The sequence below is a fragment of the Pseudidiomarina insulisalsae genome, assembly GCF_003987065.1.
Taxonomy (GTDB): Bacteria; Pseudomonadota; Gammaproteobacteria; order Enterobacterales; family Alteromonadaceae; genus Pseudidiomarina; species Pseudidiomarina insulisalsae.
In genome coordinates this window covers 1-18,688 of record NZ_PIPY01000010.1, presented here as the reverse complement: position 1 = coordinate 18,688, position 18,688 = coordinate 1, and the positions used below count along the sequence as shown (strand labels likewise).

General features: G+C 52.1%; 18 protein-coding genes. 5 read left to right on the top strand and 13 right to left on the bottom strand.

Features of this window, described 5'->3' with window-relative positions:
* Positions 1 to 32: 32 nt before the first annotated feature.
* From CWI71_RS09800 to CWI71_RS09780, 5 genes are all read right to left on the bottom strand, one after another.
* Positions 33 to 953 (bottom strand): hypothetical protein, encoded by a 921-nt coding sequence (locus CWI71_RS09800; protein WP_126755092.1) that lies wholly within the window; start codon positions 951 to 953, stop codon positions 33 to 35.
* Between the two features lie 4 nt (positions 954 to 957).
* A complete protein-coding gene (locus tag CWI71_RS09795) occupies positions 958 to 1,533 on the bottom strand; it encodes a hypothetical protein (RefSeq protein ID WP_126755091.1) in 576 nt (191 codons plus the stop codon).
* Entirely contained in the window at positions 1,530 to 2,045 is a 516-nt protein-coding gene (locus CWI71_RS09790; protein ID WP_241967696.1) for an RNA polymerase sigma factor, read from the bottom strand. The genes CWI71_RS09795 and CWI71_RS09790 overlap by 4 nt, the downstream gene beginning before the upstream one ends.
* A 159-nt stretch (positions 2,046 to 2,204) precedes the next feature.
* On the bottom strand, positions 2,205 to 3,473 hold the full coding sequence (locus CWI71_RS09785; RefSeq protein ID WP_126755089.1) for an inorganic phosphate transporter: 1,269 nt from the start codon (positions 3,471 to 3,473) through the stop codon (positions 2,205 to 2,207).
* Between the two features lie 14 nt (positions 3,474 to 3,487).
* Positions 3,488 to 4,168, bottom strand: coding sequence for a TIGR00153 family protein (locus tag CWI71_RS09780; protein WP_126755088.1), 681 nt, complete (start codon positions 4,166 to 4,168; stop codon positions 3,488 to 3,490).
* 163 nt (positions 4,169 to 4,331) lie between these two features.
* Here CWI71_RS09780 and CWI71_RS09775 point away from each other — a divergent pair, with 163 nt between their 5' ends.
* On the top strand, positions 4,332 to 5,075 hold the full coding sequence (locus tag CWI71_RS09775; protein ID WP_126755087.1) for a TerC family protein: 744 nt from the start codon (positions 4,332 to 4,334) through the stop codon (positions 5,073 to 5,075).
* A 41-nt stretch (positions 5,076 to 5,116) separates the two neighbouring features.
* On the opposite strand, the gene CWI71_RS09770 is transcribed toward CWI71_RS09775, so the two are convergent.
* The 8 genes from CWI71_RS09770 to CWI71_RS09735 all read right to left on the bottom strand — a co-directional run bounded on the left by CWI71_RS09770 (position 5,117) and on the right by CWI71_RS09735 (position 15,601).
* Entirely contained in the window at positions 5,117 to 5,917 is an 801-nt protein-coding gene (locus CWI71_RS09770; RefSeq protein ID WP_241967694.1) for a DUF481 domain-containing protein, read from the bottom strand.
* 75 nt (positions 5,918 to 5,992) lie between these two features.
* Positions 5,993 to 7,057, bottom strand: coding sequence for a class II fructose-bisphosphate aldolase (gene fba, locus CWI71_RS09765; protein ID WP_126755086.1), 1,065 nt, complete (start codon positions 7,055 to 7,057; stop codon positions 5,993 to 5,995).
* Positions 7,058 to 7,091: 34 nt separating this feature from the next.
* Positions 7,092 to 8,276 (bottom strand): phosphoglycerate kinase, encoded by a 1,185-nt coding sequence (locus tag CWI71_RS09760; protein WP_126755085.1) that lies wholly within the window; start codon positions 8,274 to 8,276, stop codon positions 7,092 to 7,094.
* A 30-nt stretch (positions 8,277 to 8,306) separates the two neighbouring features.
* The gene (gene epd, locus CWI71_RS09755) at positions 8,307 to 9,335 is read right to left on the bottom strand and encodes an erythrose-4-phosphate dehydrogenase (protein ID WP_126755084.1); all 1,029 of its coding nucleotides are present in this window, start codon (positions 9,333 to 9,335) and stop codon (positions 8,307 to 8,309) included.
* A complete protein-coding gene (gene tkt / locus CWI71_RS09750) occupies positions 9,335 to 11,344 on the bottom strand; it encodes a transketolase (RefSeq protein WP_126755083.1) in 2,010 nt (669 codons plus the stop codon). Before tkt ends, epd begins: the two co-directional genes overlap by 1 nt.
* Positions 11,345 to 11,425: 81 nt before the next feature.
* Positions 11,426 to 12,574: a methionine adenosyltransferase gene (metK, locus tag CWI71_RS09745; RefSeq protein WP_126755082.1), complete on the bottom strand. Its 1,149-nt coding sequence runs from the start codon at positions 12,572 to 12,574 to the stop codon at positions 11,426 to 11,428.
* A gap of 96 nt (positions 12,575 to 12,670) precedes the next feature.
* Positions 12,671 to 13,726, bottom strand: coding sequence for an NAD(P)-dependent alcohol dehydrogenase (locus tag CWI71_RS09740; protein WP_126755081.1), 1,056 nt, complete (start codon positions 13,724 to 13,726; stop codon positions 12,671 to 12,673).
* 3 nt (positions 13,727 to 13,729) lie between these two features.
* Complete coding sequence (locus tag CWI71_RS09735) at positions 13,730 to 15,601, bottom strand: M1 family metallopeptidase (RefSeq protein WP_126755080.1); 1,872 nt, start codon at positions 15,599 to 15,601, stop codon at positions 13,730 to 13,732.
* A gap of 51 nt (positions 15,602 to 15,652) precedes the next feature.
* Between CWI71_RS09735 and CWI71_RS09730 the strand changes: the two genes are divergently transcribed.
* From CWI71_RS09730 to ruvX, 4 genes are read left to right on the top strand one after another with little or no spacing between them, the layout of a single operon-like run.
* Entirely contained in the window at positions 15,653 to 16,423 is a 771-nt protein-coding gene (locus CWI71_RS09730) for a 16S rRNA (uracil(1498)-N(3))-methyltransferase (RefSeq protein WP_126755079.1), read from the top strand.
* Positions 16,424 to 16,427: 4 nt separating this feature from the next.
* Positions 16,428 to 17,372, top strand: a complete 945-nt coding sequence (gshB, locus tag CWI71_RS09725; RefSeq protein ID WP_126755078.1) for a glutathione synthase — start codon at positions 16,428 to 16,430, stop codon at positions 17,370 to 17,372.
* A gap of 15 nt (positions 17,373 to 17,387) precedes the next feature.
* Complete coding sequence (locus CWI71_RS09720) at positions 17,388 to 17,945, top strand: YqgE/AlgH family protein (RefSeq protein ID WP_126755168.1); 558 nt, start codon at positions 17,388 to 17,390, stop codon at positions 17,943 to 17,945.
* Entirely contained in the window at positions 17,942 to 18,358 is a 417-nt protein-coding gene (ruvX, locus tag CWI71_RS09715) for a Holliday junction resolvase RuvX (RefSeq protein ID WP_126755077.1), read from the top strand. Before CWI71_RS09720 ends, ruvX begins: the two co-directional genes overlap by 4 nt.
* The last annotated feature ends 330 nt before the right edge of the window (positions 18,359 to 18,688 follow it).

Below are 18,688 nucleotides of genomic sequence, written 5' to 3'. Positions count from 1 at the left end.
AAACAGAGATGACAACCGGTCTAACGGACCAGTTAAAAGCTATACGTGGTCGCCTTACTTAAAAGATCACCTGGCGACTGACATTGTTCTAACTGGCGCTTGGAAAAGATATAAATTTTGTCATCACCACCGTGCTCTTCAACACCTGCGCCTTCGATAACAAAGGTCACATGTTCTTGTGCCGGCAAGGCCCGTAAAGTGCGACCGTAGTCACATAAGGTACTGGCCATGGTTTGTTCAAATTTAGCCAGACGCTCGGCTTTTTCTTCTGCCAGCTTCGCGCGTCGTGCCTGTCCTTCTTCACGCAACTGTTCACGCGCTTCGGTTATCTCAGCACGCGCCTCGTCCAGTGCTTGCTCAGTTTCACGCAATTCAGCACGAACCTGCTCGAGCTTGCGATTGAGTTCAGCGCTTTGCTCACCGTTGGCATTTTCCTTTGCCAGCTCCAGATCCCGCTCGCGACGCCGTAATTCGCGTACCTCACGGGCGTTCTCACGGACATTGTCGGTGACAGTACGAATGACACGAATATTACCGTTTTCATTGCCGTAAACATCTTCGGTCACAATCTCGATATTCTCCAGTGCTTCTGATGCAGCAGCCAAGCCCTCGGCCGCGGCAGCCCGCAATTCAATGTGTGAGATACCTTCAATTTCGGGCATTTCCGGCATCGGCGGCAAAGGTACATTTCCGTCAAAAAACATAATACGACTGCCACCAATACGGGTGCGATAGACCACCCCTTGACCGGCCAGATAGTTGTAGCTCAGGCGATCACGGGCAATCATGCGCGCCTTTTCACCCTGTTGTTCTTGCTGAAGTGCTGTGGAGAAAATACTGTTCATAATTTCTAATTGCTTTCGCAATTCACCGCGCTGCTGTTGATCCGTCTGTGCCATAGCACTTGTGGTCAAAGCCAGCGCTACCGCTGATACTGCCATTAATGTACGCATGGGATTACTCCTTCGTGTCAAAAGTCGGATTACCGTCCAGGCTGCCGGGCTCTACTAACTGCTCGGTGACCTGAGAAAGTTGATAAGCGAAGTACACCTGATCATCCTCACGCTGCGCGTTGACGTAACGAATCAGGTCCTCCATATCTTGCTGGCGTTCACTGCGACTGGTGGTGAGGACATAATTCACCAGTTGCTGATTGGCAGCGGCCACGTCATCACGAAAATCTTCGCGCAGGTTCGCTGCGTAGTCGGCCATTTGCAGCTGCTGCTGAGCCTTATAGGTCGTCATCTGCTCGGCCACTGCGGCCTGCAATTGTTGCTCCGTCAAGCCGCCACCAAAGTGAACATTAAAGCCGTTGTCGGTGACCTGTACCTGTAACTGGCTGACAATGGCCAGCAACGCCAGCGCTGAGCAAGCCAATGAGGCGACCGGCAACAATGGCCGCTGCCACCACCGCAATTTCGGCTCGCGCGTGGCGCGAAACGTCAGCTCCCGCGGCCACTCTGGTACGGCCTCACCCCGCGTCTCATCGGCTGTTTGCTGAACCCATTGTTCAAATTCGTGTGACTTATTCATACTTCCTCCACCAACTTTTGCAGGTTTTCAACCGCCTTGTATAGACGTGACTTGACGGTATTCAGTGGTACATCAAGTTGCTGACTAATTTCTTGTAGCTTCAGGTGCTGAAAAAACTTTAGTTCCACCACCAAACGTTGCTCTACCGGTAGTTGCTGCATGGCACGAACCAGCTGTTGCGTGCGCTGCTGCCCCTGATACACGGCTTCCGGACTATCCCAGTCAAGCGAACTTTCCTGCTGCTCAAAGTCGTAATCCTCGGCGTAGTCTTTGCGGCGGCGAAAATGCTCAACACAGCGGTGATGGGCAATGGTCATTAACCAGTTCTTAAATGAACTTTCACCGCGCCAACCAGCCAGATTACGGAACAACGACATGAAAACGTCCTGCATCAGGTCCATGGCGTCATCACGACTGCCGCTCATGCGTAAGGCATAGTTAAACACCAGCCCTTCGTAGCGCCTGACGATTTGCAGCCAGGCCTGCTTGTTGTTGTCTAAAGCTCGCTTCACGAGCCGTTCATCTGATGGAGCAAACACAATTGGATTCCTTTGTTCTTTGCTACTGTAGTCGTGACCCATTCGAAAAAAGTTTTGCGTACATTAAAAAATTTTCATTCGGGCACAAAAAAAGGCGACCGGAGTCGCCTTTTGATAATGACTTAAATTGTCTTACGCGCCAAATGCCGCCTTCAGAATATAGAAGAAAATAATCGACATCACGGCACCCGCAGGCAAGGTAATTACCCAGGAGACGACAATTTTACGTACCACACCCAGGTTCAGCGCCGCGATACCACGTGCCATGCCGACACCTAAGACCGCACCAACCAGAGTTTGAGTGGTAGAAATTGGCAAGCCAGTACCCGAGGCAAGTACTACCGTGGTAGCCGCCGCTAACTCAGCAGCAAAACCGCGGCTTGGCGTTAAGTGAGTAATTCCTTTACCAATAGTTGCAATAACGCGCTTACCCAGCATAGCGAGACCAAGCACAATACCAACCGCGCCTACCGGCAAGACCCACCACGCAAGCTGCGCTTTACCGGTAATCTGTCCGCCACTTTCAACGACGCTCACCACCGCAGCTAACGGACCGATAGCGTTTGCAACGTCGTTCGAGCCGTGGGCAAATGCCATGGCACAGGCCGTGACCACCATCAAAATAGCAAAGACTTTCTCGACGTTGGTGTAATGCATCTCTCTGTCAGCAGCAGGATCGAAGCGCAAGCGGCCGATCATAATCTTACCGAGGACAAAAACCACAATACCAATAGCACCTGCCAGCAGGAAACCTTCTCCGGTAGTGAAATTCAACCCGACATGCTTAAGGCCTTTGGTAATGGTAACCAAGGCAATAACGAAGCCGGTCAAGCCCATGTAAAAAGGCACGTAACGTTTTGCTTCTGCAAGTGGGTTTTCACGGTCAAAAATCAGTTTCTGTGCACTGAGGAATATAAAGTAAGCGATCAAGCCGGCAATCATCGGGGTAATGACCCAACTGCCGACAATGCCAAGGACTTTGCCCCATTCAACCGAGTCGGGGCTAACACCAATGGCGGCAAAACCAACGATTGCGCCAATAATTGAATGCGTGGTCGAAACCGGCCAGCCCAGATAAGAGGCGATAAGCAGCCAGAAGCCTGCCGCCAGCAGGGCGCCTATCATACCGAAGACTAACAGCTCGGGCGCATCGACAAAGTAAGCCGAGTCAATAATTCCCTTACGAATGGTAGAGGTTACTTCACCACCCGCTAAGTAGGCGCCGGCGAATTCGAAAATCATTGCAATGATAATCGCTTGTTTAATAGTTAATGCTTTGGAGCCGACTGACGTTCCCATCGCATTTGCGACATCATTCGCACCGATACCCCAGGCCATAAAAAACGCAAAAGCTGCGGCCATCAGGATCAGCGTGAGATTATAGGTAGAAATAATATCCATCGTTTATCTCCGACTTAGACGCGTGCCAGCATGAGCTCAAATCGTGCGCCCACACGCTCAGCCAGGTCCGCAAGATCACCGACCCAATCAAGAATTTTATAAAGGAACATTGCATCCAGAGGGTTCATGTCCTGCTCTATTGCCCGCAACTGACGGCGCAATTTAACCTGCAGTGCATCGGTGTCCTGCTCAATGCTGTCGAGCTCGGAAATAAGGCTGTCGACGATTTTTCGTTCGCGACCTTTAAAGCCGGCTTCGAGCAAGTCGTCAAACTCACCTATAGTTTCTTTTGCTTTGTCTGTTGCGTCGAGACAACGTTGCAAATAAGTATCAAAGCCATCCACCATGTCTTGTGGGATTTGTAGCTCACGACCGGTTATCAGCCCTGAAATATCTTTTGCTTTATTTGCGATGCGGTCTTGCTGCGATACCAGTTCGAGCAAATCGGTGCGCTCGACCGGCATAAACAAACCACCAGGAAGGTTTAAACGAATTTCACGCTTCAAATCATCAGCGGCTTTCTCTTTTTTAACAATGGCCTTGCGATGCTCTTCCGCGTCATCCCAGTTACCGGCGTAAACCGCCTGAAAGAAGGGTTTTAAAGTCATTGCGCAGTCATGCACCTGAGTAATGTGCTCGATCATCGGTTTGATCGGTGACTTTGCGAATACACCAAGAAACGAGTTTGCAGACATAAAAGTTCGCCTTGTTGCTGCTATTAGTATCATCGTGATCCCGACTGTCGGGGGGCGCATACTAGCCAAAATACCAGCTATGCGCAAAGAGTATTCCGCATTGTTTTTGCGAAATAACCCGTTTATTGTAATTCAATCTCACCACAATGTAAGAGTAAGCTAAATGTTTGAATGGATCTTTTTACCCGAAGCCTGGATTGCGCTGGCCACTCTAACCGCCCTAGAGATTGTATTAGGTATTGATAATATTATATTTATTTCAATCTTGGTGGGACGATTACCAGAGCAGCAAAGGCAAAAAGCGCGGCAGATCGGACTCATGCTTGCCATGGCGATGCGGATCGTTTTGCTGCTAAGTATTGTCTGGGTAATGGGCTTGACCGAGCCACTTTTCAGCGTACTCGGATACGCGTTTTCCGGACGCGACCTGATTCTGTTTTTCGGCGGCCTGTTCTTGCTCGGTAAAAGTACCCTTGAAATACATCACAGTCTGGAAGGGGTCGAAGAGCATACATCGACCTCTAAGGTGGCGACGTTCGGCGCCATCATTACGCAAATCGCCGTCATTGACATCGTCTTTTCACTCGACTCGGTTATTACTGCCGTAGGTCTGGTCGATTACGTCGCAGTGATGATCATTGCGGTTGTGGCAGCAGTATTGGTGATGATGGTGTCGGCAAAAGCAATTGGCGATTTCGTCGACCGACATCCTACTATCAAAATGCTTGCCTTGAGCTTTTTAATTCTGATTGGCTTTACACTAATGGGTGAAGGGCTTGGCTTCCACGTACCCAAAGGCTATGTCTACTTTGCTATGGCGTTCTCGCTGGCGGTAGAGCTGTTGAATATCCGCGTACGCAAACGTAATAAACCTGTGGAACTAAAAAAGCGGATTGCCGAGGACTAATCGGCAACCCGCTTTTTCACAAAACGATAACTGAACGCTGCTTAGAAGCTATAGACTAAGGTTACAGCCGTTTCAGTATCTAATTTTTCTTTCGACGCGTCTTCTAAATACGAGTTATGGTTCGCTGCCACTGAGAACTTCAGCGCCAGCGAACTATTGACGTTGGCTGAAACTGACAGCTCAGCACGCGATTTGGTATTTTCTTCACCGATTTCCGTCGATGCCAATGCGTTAAACTTCGAGGTTTTGCTGATATCCCAAACCAGGTTACCGGCCAGACGCAAAATCGCGCTGGTTTCCTGTTCCTGTATGGTGCCGTTCACAATCGGTTTATTGACCGAGAAACCCGGACCAATTTCATAGTCAGCAAACAACGACTGACTGTAGCGATAGCGCGCACCATAACCGACCGCCACGGTACCTTGGTATTCGTAACCGCTGAATTTGTCTTCTTCGTAAGAGCCAAAGACAAATACTGAAGAGCGGCTTTCCGGGCTGAATTTATAGTTCGACTGCGCTGAAATAAATAACCGATCACCGGTGACAAATGACTCGCCGGTGTCCTGATCTTCTTGCTCTGAGCGATAATAATCGATCATTCCTTTGTGGCGCCAGTTCTGATAGTCCCGGGCAGCGTTTAGCTTCGTCTTGAAGGTCTCGGTTTCGGTATTACCAGAAGTGAATAACAGGCCAAGCTCTGCCGAAGCATCCCAGTCTTGTTTTTCTTCAGTGTCGAGGTCGTTGGCGTCATCGTACATGAAAATAGATGCTTGCGCATAAGCCGCCGGCATCCCTAAACATACTAATACAGCCAGTGTTGATAAAGTCTTTTTAAATTCCACAAGCACCTCTTCTTATTACGCAATCCCACACTATTCAACAGTATAACGTGGGATTGCGGTCAAAAAGAACCCCGATTAGTTCACTTTGGCGTCTAATTCACCCGCTTCGTAGCGTTTGAACATTTCTTCCAGCGAAATCGGCTTAATTTTGCTTGCCTGTCCGGCACAGCCAAATGCTTCGTAACGCGCTTTACAAATGTCGTACATCGCATCGGTTGAAGCTTTCAGGAATTTGCGCGGATCAAAATTGCTTGGGTTCTGCTGCAGGTGACGACGCACCGCGCCGGTCGAGGCCAGACGCAGGTCAGTATCGATATTCACCTTACGCACGCCGTGCTTAATGCCTTCGGCAATTTGTTCAACAGGCACACCGTAAGTCTCAGGGATCTCACCACCGAATTCGTTGATTACTTTCAGCCACTCCTGCGGCACCGATGACGAGCCGTGCATAACCAGGTGCGTGGTAGGAATGCGCTTGTGGATCTCTTTAATACGGTCAATGGCCAGAATGTCGCCAGTCGGCGGACGGCTGAACTTGTAGGCGCCATGCGAAGTACCACAGGCAATGGCCAGGGCATCGACGTTGGTCGCTTTGACAAACTGTGCAGCTTCTTCCGGATCGGTCAGCAACTGCTCGTGACTCAGCTTACCTTCAGCGCCAACGCCATCTTCTTCACCAGCTTCGCCGGTTTCCAGCGAGCCCAGCACGCCCAGCTCACCCTCAACAGAAACACCACAGGCATGGGCCATGGCAACCGCTTCCTGGGTAACGCGCACGTTGTAGTCGTAATCAGCAGGGGTCTTACCGTCCGCCTGCAACGAGCCGTCCATCATGACCGAGCTGAAACCCAGCTGGATTGAACGCTGGCAGACTGCTGGCGAGGTACCGTGATCCTGATGCATCACCACCGGAATATGCGGCCACTCTTCAATGGCAGCAAGAATTAAGTGACGTAAGAAAGGGGCACCTGCGTAGCTACGCGCACCTGCTGACGCTTGCACGATGACCGGGCTGTCGGTGGCATCTGCCGCTTCCATAATGGCACGCATTTGCTCGAGGTTATTGACATTAAACGCGGGTACGCCGTATCCGTTTTCGGCCGCGTGGTCGAGCAATTGACGTAAAGAAATTAAAGCCATGAGTTATCTCCTGATAGTGTAATTGTAATGGCTATCAGCCATTCTCTGCGCGTTCTTCCAGAATCGCGACTGCAGGTAATTTTTTACCTTCTAAAAATTCAAGAAAGGCACCGCCACCGGTCGAAATATAACTGATTTTATCAGCGATGCCGTACTTATCAATTGCCGCCAGCGTGTCGCCACCACCGGCAATTGAAAACGCCGGGCTTGCAGCAATAGCTTCAGCCAGGGCTTTGGTGCCCGCGCCGAACTGATCAAATTCAAACACCCCGACCGGACCATTCCAGACAATAGTGCCGGCATTTTGCAGTATTTTTGCAAAGGCTTCAGCGGTATCCGGACCGATATCAAACACCATGTCATCGGCGGCAATGTCACTGACCGCCTTGGTCTGTGCTTGCGCATCGGCGCTGAACTCTTTGCCGGTCACCACGTCGGTCGGCAGCGGAATGTCGCCGCCTTTGGCTTTTGCCGCCGCCATCAGACGTTTGGCCTCGTCGGTTAAGTCGGCTTCATAAAGCGATTTACCCACGTTGTGGCCCGCTGCGGCAATAAAGGTGTTGGCGATGCCACCACCGACGATCAACTGATCCACCACGCCTGACAGTGACTCCAGCACGGTCAGCTTAGTCGACACTTTTGAACCGCCGACAATGGCAACCAGCGGCCGCGCTGGATCCGCTAAAGCTTTGCCTAAGGCGTCAAGTTCAGCCGCCAGTAACGGTCCGGCACACGCCACGTCGGCGTATTTTGCGACGCCATGGGTCGAAGCCTGAGCGCGGTGTGCGGTTCCAAAGGCGTCCATAACAAACACATCGCATAAGGCGGCAAGTTTTTGCGCCAGACTGTCGTCGTTTTTCTTTTCGCCTTTGTTAAAGCGAACATTTTCAAACACCACGACTTCGCCGCTGTTCACCTCAACTCCGTCAAGATAGTCTTTGGCTAAGCGTACTGGTACCGAAAGTGCTTCATTCAGATAGTCCACCACTGGCTGGAGCGAATACTCAGCGTCATACTCACCCTCTTCCGGACGGCCAAGGTGCGACATCACCATTACTTTCGCGCCGGCATCAAGTGCCTTTTGCAAGGTTGGCAGGGCTGCTTTCAGACGCGCGTCTGAGCTGACCTTGCCGTCTTTGACCGGCACATTAAGATCTTCGCGGATCAAGACGCGCAAACCTTCTAAGTCAAGGTCATCCATGGTTATTACTGCGGACATCACTGCTTCCTCCTGATTAAAAATTTTTGCTTATTGCTGCTGCGCCAGTATTACCTGCGCGGTATCGAGCATACGATTAGCGAAGCCCCATTCGTTGTCGCACCAGCACAGTACTTTCACTAAATGTTTACCGGCCACTCGCGTCTGGGTTCCGTCGACAATGCTGGAACGCGGGTCATGATTAAAATCAATCGACACCAGCGGCTCGCTGGTGAAGCCCAGAATCGCCGCCATGCCACTGCGTGCGGCCTGCGCTAACGCCTCATTCACCATTTCAATGGTCACGTCCTCGCGCACCGTCACGCTGATATCCATGGCCGTTACATTGGTCGTGGGTACACGCACCTGAATCGCTTCAAATTTACCGGCAAAATGCGGCATGATGCGCTCAATACCCCGTGCCAGACGGGTGTCCACCGGAATAATCGAGCGACCGGCAGCGCGTGCCAGACGCGGATCCTGATGATAGGCATCAATCACTTGCTGATCATGCATGGCCGCATGAATGGTGGTTATCGCACCGCTTTCAATGCCAAAAGCATCGTCGAGCACCTTTAATACCGGCACACTACAGTTCGTGGTACAGGAACCATTTGAGACAATCTTATGATCATCTGTCAGATGGTCAGTGTTGATACCATAGATTGCGGTAAAGTCGACATCGGGCGAACCCGGGTGCGAAAACAATACTTTCGGGAGCCCCGCTTCATGATAATGCGCGCCATCTTCGCGGGTACCGTGGACACCGGTGCAGTCGAGCACCAGATCAACGTTGAGATCACGCCACTGCAGGCAACTGATCTCCGCCTCAGCCGAAATACGGATGACATCATTGCCCACTTGCAGACGGTGTTCGCCTGGTGTCGCCACTGGTAACTGAAAGCGCCCGTGACTGGTGTCATACTTCAAAAGATGCGCCATCGCCGTCACCGGCGCCAGCTCATTAATCGCCACAATTTCCAACTGCTCGCGATAGCCACGCTCGTACAAGGCGCGCAGCACGCTGCGGCCAATACGGCCGAAGCCATTTAAAGCAATTCTTGTTGGCGTTGTTGGCATCAGCTTAACAGCTCCTCAGCAGTGGCTACAATGTGCTCAGCAGTAAAGTCAAAATGCTTGAACAAGTCGCCGGCCGGGGCTGACTCGCCAAAGCTGGTCATGCCCACAATACGCCCGTTCAGGCCAACGTATTTGTACCAGTAATCGGCAATACCCGCTTCAACCGCAATCCGCTTTGTTACTGCGGCAGGTAAAACCGCCTCACGGTAATCTGCTGATTGCGCATCAAACACGTCGGTGGCTGGCATGGATACCACCCGCACCTGCTGACCTTTCTCCTGCAGCGTTTTCGCTGCGGCCATGGTGATACCCACTTCAGAGCCGGTGGCGATCAAAATCAGTTCAGGTTGCTGCTCACAGTCAAGCAGGACGTAACCACCACGGGCAATATTGGCCAGTTGCTCAGAGGTACGTTGCTGCTGTGGCAGTCCCTGACGACTGAAGACCAGCGAGGTTGGGCCGTCAGTACGCTGCAAGGCCGCTTTCCAGGCCACGGCAGACTCGACCTGATCACAAGGACGCCAGGTACTCATGTTAGGTGTCAGGCGCAGGCTCGACAGTTGTTCAACCGGCTGGTGGGTCGGACCATCTTCGCCCAGACCAATGGAGTCGTGGGTGTAAACAAAGATACTGCGTTGCTTCATCAGCGCCGCCATACGCACCGCGTTGCGGGCGTACTCCATAAACATCAGGAAGGTTGCGCCATACGGCACCAGGCCACCATGGAGGGCAATACCGTTCATCATGGCCGACATGCCAAACTCACGCACGCCGTAATAGACGTAGTTACCGCTGGCATCGTCCGCGGTTACGCCCTTCGCGCCGCTCCACAGGGTCAGGTTTGAGCCGGCAAGGTCGGCTGAGCCACCTAATAGCTCTGGTAACTTCGGCGCAAAGGCATTAATGGCGTTTTGTGACGCTTTACGACTGGCGATGTCAGCCGGCTCTGCCTGCAATTGCTCAATGTAAGCTTGCGCATGGGCTTCAAAGTCATCTGGCAGCTCGCCTTTAAGACGGCGCTCAAGCTCAACAGCCAGCTCCGGATAGGAGTCACGGTAGGCCTTAAAGCGCAGGTCCCATGCTCTTTCATGCTCGGCACCGGCTTCTTTTGCCGACCAGGCCTGATAAACATCGTCCGGCACTTCAAAAGCATCATGATGCCAGCCCAACTGCTCGCGCGCAGCAGCAATTTCGTCATCGCCTAACGGCGCGCCGTGGCAGCTCTCTGAGCCTTGTTTGTTCGGTGCGCCGAAGCCGATAATGGTCTTACAAATAATCAGGGTCGGCTTGTCGGTCTCGGCGCGCGCAGCTTCAATTGCTTGCTTGACCGCTTCTGGATCATGACCGTCGACGCTTTCGATGACCTGCCAGCCATAGGCAGCAAAGCGTTTTGCCGTGTCATCGGTAAACCAGCCCTCGACTTCACCATCAATCGAAATGCCATTGTCGTCGTAAAAAGCGATCAGTTTGCCCAAGCCGAGGGTACCGGCCAGCGAGCAAACTTCGTGTGAGATCCCTTCCATTACACAGCCGTCACCAAGGAACACGTAGGTGTGGTGATTAATAATGTCATGGGTGGGACGGTTAAATTGCGCAGCAAGTACTTTTTCCGCCAGCGCCATGCCGACCGCATTGGCAACGCCTTGTCCTAACGGACCCGTGGTGGTTTCGACACCCGGGGTATAACCGTACTCGGGGTGGCCGGGGGTTTTTGAATGCAGTTGACGGAAGTTTTTCAGCTCATCGATACTCAGATCGTAGCCAGTCAGATGCAACAGCGAATAGATCAGCATCGAGCCGTGACCATTTGACAGCACGAAGCGATCACGGTCGGCCCAGTCGGGGTTCGCCGGGTTGTGTTTCATGTAATCACGCCATAACACTTCGGCGATGTCTGCCATTCCCATAGGTGCGCCCGGGTGGCCCGAATTGGCGCGCTGTACGGCGTCCATACTCAATGCACGAATGGCGTTGGCGAGATGCTTGCGCTCAGAAACTGCTGTCGTCATAACAAAAAACCCCGAATTGCTGCTTGAGAAAAATGCTCACTAGGTGCGCGTATTCTCCACAATTCGGAGCTTCTAAGCAAATTAGATGTCAGCGCGCAGCGCTTCCGCCTTATCTGTTTTCTCCCATGGGAATTCGTCGCGACCAAAGTGGCCGTAGGCTGCGGTGGCGCTATAAATGGGCTGCTCCAGATTCAGCATCTGAATCAGGCCATAAGGGCGCAGGTCAAAATGCTTGCGTACCAGCGCGATCAGCTGCTCTTCACTGTAGTTGCTGGTGCCAAAGGTCTCAATACTGATTGAGGTCGGCTCTGCCACACCAATAGCGTAAGACAACTGAATTTCACAGCGCTCTGCAAGACCAGCAGCGACCAGGTTTTTCGCTACGTAACGCGCCGCATAAGCCGCACTGCGGTCGACCTTAGACGGGTCCTTACCAGAGAAGGCACCACCACCATGGCGCGCCATGCCGCCATAAGTGTCGACAATAATTTTCCGGCCCGTCAGACCACAGTCGCCCATTGGCCCGCCAATTACGAACTTACCGGTTGGGTTGATAAAAATGCGATCTTGATTCTGCGGGAACCACTCTTCCGGTAAAACCGGCTTGATGATGGTTTCGATGACCGCTTCGCGCAGATCTTTCTGGGTAATACCATCGGCGTGTTGCGTTGATAGCACCACAGTATCAATCGCCACCGGCTTACCATCTTCATAAACGAAGGTCAGCTGACTTTTGGCGTCCGGGCGCAACCACGGCAAGGTGCCATTTTTTCGCACTTCGGACTGACGTTGCACTAAACGATGCGCATAGGTAATGGCGGCTGGCATCAGCACGTCGGTTTCGTTTGAGGCATAACCGAACATCAAGCCCTGATCGCCCGCGCCCTGTTCTTCAAGCGTGGCACGATCAACACCCTGATTAATATCAGGCGACTGCTTACCAATAGCATTTAATACCGCACATGAATCGGCATCGAAACCCATGTCAGAATGCACATAACCGATTTCACGCACGGTATTACGGGTAATTTCTTCAATATCCACCCAGGCTGTGGTCGACACTTCACCACCCACCAGTACCATACCGGTTTTGACATAGGTCTCACAGGCGACCCGCGCTCGTGGGTCTTGGGTCAGAATTGCATCAAGTACCGCATCAGAAATCTGATCGGCAATTTTATCAGGATGTCCCTCGGAAACTGATTCCGAAGTAAAAAGGTGCTTCGCCATAGTGTTCCTTTCTTTACCATTCATTCGGGCTTAAAAAATTGGGCGTAGTTTAGCGAAACCACACCCAATTTTCTACATTTAGACGTCTAAAAGTCTTTAAGGCTGTTTAAGTGTCGCCATATCAATGACAAAGCGGTACTTCACATCGCTCTGTAACATCCTTTCATACGCTTTATTGATGTCTTCCATCGCGATCAACTCGATATCGGAGGTAATGCCATGCTCGGCACAAAAATCGAGCATCTCCTGCGTTTCAGCAATACCGCCTATTAACGAGCCAGCGATACTGCGCCGCTTGGAAATCAGATTGAAGACCGCAGGTGAAGGGTGCGACTCCGCCGGAACGCCCACCAGACACATGGTGCCGTTGAGTCGTAACAAGCTTACGTACTCGTCCAGGTCGTGAGGAGCGGCGACGGTATTGATAATGAAGTCGAGCGAGTTCCGCCATTTTGCCATGGCCTCTTCATCTCTGGAAATGACCACATGCTTTGCGCCCAGTCGTTTGGCGTCTTCAACCTTATCCGGCGAAGTGGTAAACAAAGTGACTTCAGCGCCCATGGCTGCTGCCAACTTCACCGCCATATGGCCAAGTCCGCCTAAACCAACCACGCCCACTTTGTCACCGGCCTTGACGTTCCAGTGTCGCAGCGGCGAGTAGGTGGTAATGCCGGCACACAACAATGGCGCGACACCGGCCAGATCAAGCTTGTCTGAAACGCGCAGAACAAAGCTTTCTTTCACCGTAATACGATTGGAATAACCGCCATAGGTAACACCACCAAGGTGCTTATCTTCACCGTTGTACGTGGCAACGAAACCATTTTCACAATACTGCTCATGGTCTTCATTACAGCTATGACAATGACCGCAAGAGTCGACCATACAACCGACACCCACGCGGTCACCGACCTTAAACTTAGTGACTTGATTGCCCACCCGGGTCACTTTTCCGACAATTTCATGGCCGGGCACACATGGAAACACAGTGCCGCCCCACTCATCCCGCGCCTGATGTAAGTCTGAGTGACAAACACCGCAATAAATAATTTCTATTTCAACGTCGTCGACTTTTGGCTCGCGACGTTCAAATTCGAAATAATCCAGCTCTTTATCGGCAGCCGGAGCTGCATAGCCAAAGGCATGTGGCATGGTTTACTCCTGTTTTTGGTTTTCCGGGTATAACAAGTCTTCATTCACGGTCTGGGTCAACGGATGGTAGCCCGGCTTTGCTTGCTGATAAATTTCACGCGCCCACTTCAGATCTTCAGGCGTCTTCGCAAGCTCGCGATACAGCGGGCTGACCAGCTTGTTGCGACCGATCGTAAGCAAGTAATTACGCAAACGTTCCCGCGCTGGTTCATAGTCTTTGATAATTGCTAACTTCAGCCAGGCATGGGCGATTTCGGCGTTATTGCTTTGTGTCAGATTAAACTGCTCATCCAACCGACGCATGTTCACGCTCGAGATATCAAGCGGCAGATTATTGATAAAGTGCAACCACTCATGGGTGGTCCAGTCTTCTGTCTGTAGCTGACCGCCTTTGAGCCAGCGCTGCATTTGCTTTTCCACCTTGGCGAAGGCGTCCGAAGTTGGCTGCGGCGCATCTTCCGGCAGGCCCGGCTCATGAATCCACTCGTTGATCTTATCCATAGAAACGACGCCCGGGTGCTTCGCCAGCAGGTGCTCTTGCAGATAGTCTTTAAACTCTGCGGTCGAAATACTCTGGAACGCGAAATGATCAAAATAACCGCGTACGAATTCATCAAAGATTTCACGGCCAAATTTATTTTCCAGGTACACCAGGAACAACTGTCCTTTCACATAGGGCACCTGCGAGAACACGTCATCAGGATGACGGGTGCCTAGCTCAATATTCAGTACCGTGTCTTCCGGTGGCAGCCGTTTCATATCCTCAAGCAGATCCTGATAGCCAAGCGCCAACTCCATTTGCGCGCGCCGCTCACCAAACAAAGCTTCCATAATGCGGTTCTCAACATAGCTGGTAAAACCCTCGTTCAGCCATAAGTCGCGCCAGCTGGCATTGGTTACCAAATTACCTGACCATGAGTGCGCCAGCTCGTGCGCGATCAAGTTGATGAGGGTACGGTCGCCGGAGACCACCGTCGGTGTAATAAACGACAAGCGTGGATTCTCCATGCCACCGAACGGGAAGCTTGGCGGCAGCACCAGCAAGTCGTAACGATCCCAACGGTACGGGCCATATAATTCTTCAGTAGCCTCAATCATTGCCGGCGTATCGGCCCACTCCCAGGCTGCTTCATCAACAATGTAAGGTTCAGCGAACACCGCCACTTTGTCGCTGATCTTTTCAACTTCCAGCTCACCGGCTGCAATAGCAATCAGATAAGGTGGAATTGGCTGCGGCATACTAAAGCTGTACTGACCGTCAAGCTCAGGATCCAGACTGTTATTGGCACTCATCACCGCCAGAATGTTAGGCGGCGTGGTGACCTCGGCATTGTAGGTCAGCCGCAGTGCCGGCGTATCCTGTATGGGAATCCAGCTGCGCGCGTGAATAGGTTGCGACTGACTAAACATAAAGGGTAATTTACCGCTTTTTGTCTGTGCCGGCGTTAACCATTGCAGGCCACTGGCGGTTGGCGCAGTGGCATAGTGAATACGCACCTTGTCGCTTTCTTCACCAATCTCAATGGTCAGCTCCTGACCCAGGGTTTCATGGGGTTCGCCTAAAGTGAACTCGGTTTCCTGCCAGGCATTGTCCTGCCAGATTTCGGTTTTGCTGATGCTCAGATCACGGGTGTCCAGATGGACCGTGGTGGCGTCACTGCGACGCAGCAAATCATAGGTCGCGGTTCCGCGTAACTGCTGCGCGGCAAAATCCATATTGAGGTCGAGCTCAAGATAAGGCGTCGCCACCTCATCGAGCTTGGCATAACTGTGAGCGTCTTCTGCCCAGGCAGTGGAGCTTGTTGCTGCGGTGATTACCGCCGCGGCACAGGCCCAATGCGCTACGGTATGCACTATGTTTTGCTTTATCGCCATGTAGGGTTTCCTTCTGATAAGATGATGACGTTATTTAATTAGGACCATGTTATGCGAGTACCGCGAATTTATCATCCTTTCGCCGAAAATAGTGAGCAACCCCAGCTACAGCAAGGGCAAGCGCTTGATTTAAGTGATGAAGCTGCTAACCATGTCGGCCGGGTGCTGCGCATGAGTGCCGGACAACCACTCGAGCTCTTTACTGGTGATGGTTACGATTACGCAGCCGTTATCACCGACGCCAGCAAGAAAAAGGTTAGTATAAAGGTGCAGGGCGTGCGTAAAAATTCGCGCGAATCGGCGCTGAAAATTCATCTGGGTCAGGGCATTTCACGCGGCGATCGCATGGACTTCGTTTTACAAAAGTCGGTAGAGCTCGGAGTCGCGAGTATTACGCCTCTTTTTACCGAGCGCTGCGGCGTGAAACTCAATGGCGAGCGGCTGCAAAAAAAACAGCAGCAGTGGCAAAAAATTGTCATCAGCGCCTGTGAGCAAAGTGGCCGTTCGGTCATTCCCACCGTCCATACGCCGGTGCCACTTACGACCTGGCTGGCAGAGTTAACACCAGCGTTGCGGTTGACGCTTGACCCCTATGCACAAAAACCGTTGCGCCAGCAAACGCTGAGTAACGAGCATCTGCAATTGCTGATTGGTCCCGAGGGCGGGTTAACCGACCACGAGGTCAGCGCTGCCGCCGCAGCAGATTTTCAGCCGGTACAGCTAGGTCCGCGGGTGCTGCGCACCGAAACCGCAGCCCTGACCGCCTTGTCCGTCGTGCAATATCAGTTTGGCGATCTCGCCGACACCTCAATTCAGGAGTAACGCAATGAAATTAGCGATGATCATGGACCCCATTGCCAAGGTGAAGACCTATAAAGACACCAGTTTCCGGCTGCTGCTTGAAGCGCAGGAGCGCGGCTATGAGTGTTTTTATCTTGAGCTGGGCGACCTTTCGCTGCTGCAAGGCAAGCCCATGGGCAGTGCCCGGGCAGTGAAAGTTGTTGATCAGGCCGAGGACTTTTACACCCTCGAGGAACGGGTGGATATGCCAATGGCTGATTTTGACGTGATCATGATGCGTAAAGACCCGCCGTTTGACAGTGAATACCTGTACGCGACGCACATTCTGGAACTGGCTGAAAACGCGGGGACGCTAGTGGTGAACAAGCCGCAAAGCTTGCGTGACTGTAACGAGAAATTATTTACCGCCTGGTTCCCGGAATACACACCGCCGACCATTGTGACCCGCCAGCCCGACCAGATTCGCGCGTTTCATAAAAAGCACCGTGACATTATTTTAAAACCGCTTGATGGTATGGGCGGCGCCTCCATTTTCCGGGTGGGCGAAGACGGCAATAACCTCGGCGTCATTATTGAAACCCTGACCGCCCATGGCACGCGTCTGGCCATGGTGCAGCGCTACATGCCAGAAATCAAAGACGGCGATAAGCGCATTCTGATCATTGACGGCGAGCCCATGCCCTACGCACTGGCACGCGTGCCTTCGGCTGGCGAAACTCGCGGCAATTTAGCCGCCGGTGGCAGTGGCCGACCGCAACCACTGAGCGACAGCGACTGGGAGCTGGCCCGTACCGTCGCGCCGGAACTTAAACGCCGTGGTCTATTCTTAGTAGGACTCGACGTTATTGGCGATCGCATTACCGAGATTAATGTCACCAGCCCGACTTGTATGCGCGAAATTGAAGCCGCATATGATATTAATATCGCCGGTAAATTATTTGCTGCCATTGAGGCACGTTGTAAGGCTTAAGGATATATGGAAGCACTGACGAATTTACAAAATCATTTTTTAATTGCCATGCCCGATATGGAAGATCCTTTCTTCCACCGTTCGGTCACCTACATTTGCGAGCATAACGAAGATGGCGCGATGGGGTTGATCATTAATAACCCCGTGGAATTGAACGTGGCGAAGGTACTCGAGCAACTTGAGATTGTTGTTCCCGAACGGTCGGTCATGTATGACAAGCCGGTATTTGCTGGCGGCCCGCTGGCGCGTGACCGCGGCTTTGTGCTGCATGCCCCAAGCGCGAAATGGAACAGCTCAGCGCAGCTCAGCGACGAGGTAATGATTACCACCTCAAAAGATATTCTTGAAGCCATGGGTCGTAATGAAGCACCTGAGAAATTTATCCTCACTCTTGGCTATGCCGGTTGGGAGTCGGGACAGTTAGAGCAGGAACTGGCCGAAAACAGTTGGCTGACCATTCCCGCTGATGCCGACATTCTGTTTAATACGCCAAGCTCAGAGCGCTGGCAGCGGGCCACCGAAAAGCTGGGCTTTCAGTCCTGGCAGCTGGGCCCGGGCGCAGGCCACGCATGAGTCAGTTACTCGGATTCGACTTTGGCACCCATAATATTGGTGTGGCGGTCGGCCAGACCATTACCGGCACCGCCTCGCCTTTATCGGCGCTAAAAGCCAAAGACGGCCAGCCTGACTGGCAAAAAGTGCAGGCGCTAATTAAGGAGTGGCAGCCGACCCGCCTGGTCGTAGGCTTACCTCTTAATATGGACGGCACGGAGCAACTGCTGACCGATAAGGCGCGCAAGTTTGCGAATCGCCTGCACGGCCGCTTTGGACTTCCCGTTGAGCTACAGGACGAACGCCTGACCACCGTCGCCGCAAAAGAAGAATTATTTGCCCGCGGCGGCTACCGCGAGCTCAGCAAAGACAAGATTGACAGCGCCGCAGCGCAGCTGATTTTGGAAGATTACCTAAGTCATCATCCAGGCTGACACAGAATATTGACCACCCTCGTTAAGTCGTCTGATGCTCGGGTTCAACCTACCACTTTACGGTCCCAGTGATATAGTTATCTTTAAGTTGCTAACTATTTCTTCCATCAAAATTAATCATCGGAGTGAGTTCGTTGCGTATCTTTAAATGCGAGAACACATAGCAATAAGCCTAGCGCATGTATAAAGCCAATAGGAATGGTCAGGGCAAGATCGTGAACGTTTCTTGACCAGTTGGGCTAATAAATAATTGATCGATTTGACGATCAGTTTTAGTCGTGATCATATACTCTCTTTTACGGAGAGCCATGATGAGCCTGACCTTGCTGA